At 32.5% G+C, this 1,037-nt stretch carries 2 protein-coding genes; one reads left to right on the forward strand and one right to left on the reverse strand.

Annotated features, from left to right (window positions below):
- Positions 1–125 precede the first annotated feature (125 nt).
- Complete coding sequence (locus GJS40_RS13970) at positions 126–728, reverse strand: cytochrome c biogenesis CcdA family protein (protein ID WP_270898461.1); 603 nt, start codon at positions 726–728, stop codon at positions 126–128.
- Positions 729–887: 159 nt separating this feature from the next.
- Between GJS40_RS13970 and GJS40_RS13975 the strand changes: the two genes are divergently transcribed.
- Positions 888–1,037: UPF0236 family transposase-like protein (locus GJS40_RS13975; protein ID WP_270898462.1), on the forward strand; the 150-nt coding region annotated here is incomplete at its 3' end.

Below are 1,037 nucleotides of genomic sequence, written 5' to 3' on the forward strand. Positions count from 1 at the left end.
AGTTGCTTTAACCATATCAGAAATGGATTCTTTTTTCATTTATTTGATGCATGGACCATTTAGCTCAATTACTTGATAGATAAGCATTATTTGGGCATTAAAGGTTTTTTATGAATAATCCAGGTTTAAAATCCATAAAAACCAAACCATCCAGCTAAGAAGGAAGTTAATTTTGTCAACCAATCAAAGAATAGTGCTACTCCCATGAAAATCATAATGTATCCACCAATTTTAATTAATTTTAGGCTATGTTTTTTAATCCATTTAATTTTACCAATAAACATTGCTAATAATAGAAATGGAATCGAAAAACCTAAAACATAACTAATCATCATAATCATACCAACATCAGGATTTGTTGCAGCTAATGATAACACAATAGCTAGTATTGGACCGGTACAAGGAGTCCATCCCAAAGAGAATGCCATTCCTATGATGAAAGAACCAACATAACCGCCGGGACGATTTTTGAATGTGATTTTTTTATTCTTCATTAGAAATTTAAAATTAAAAATTCCAACAATCACTAGTCCAAAGAAAATAATCAAAATAGCACCAATTTGTCTAATGGCATCTTGGTAGGTTAATAGGAATTCCGATATATAAGAGGTGGTAAAACCAATCATAATAAAAATGCTTGAGAACCCTAGTAGAAATAGAACGGTATGTAAAAGAGCTTTTTTATTCATTTTTTTATTTTTTTGTAAGAGTAAAATTATTGTGGGCAAAAAATATCCCCCTCATTTTGGAAAGGGTCAATGAACCCTTTCCAAAATGAGGGGCAAGCAAGCGTTAGCGCGCTAGCTACCATGTAAAAGGCATGAAAAAAGGGTCACTCCTTGATAAAATTAAATGTACGAACAAATAACCCAAAGGAGTGAACCCTTATGAATAAGAATATCATAGAATGCCCTCATTTAAAACAGTTGGAGGAGCTTCTCTGGCGCCAACTACAGAAAACTTTTTCACGGGTAATGAAAGACATTCTAGAAGAGATGGATAAACAGATTATGGAAACTCGAGATAAAAAACGATTT

Origin of the sequence: Aliibacillus thermotolerans (assembly GCF_027853235.1) — a bacterium.
GTDB lineage: Bacteria > Bacillota > Bacilli > Bacillales > Marinococcaceae > Aliibacillus > Aliibacillus thermotolerans.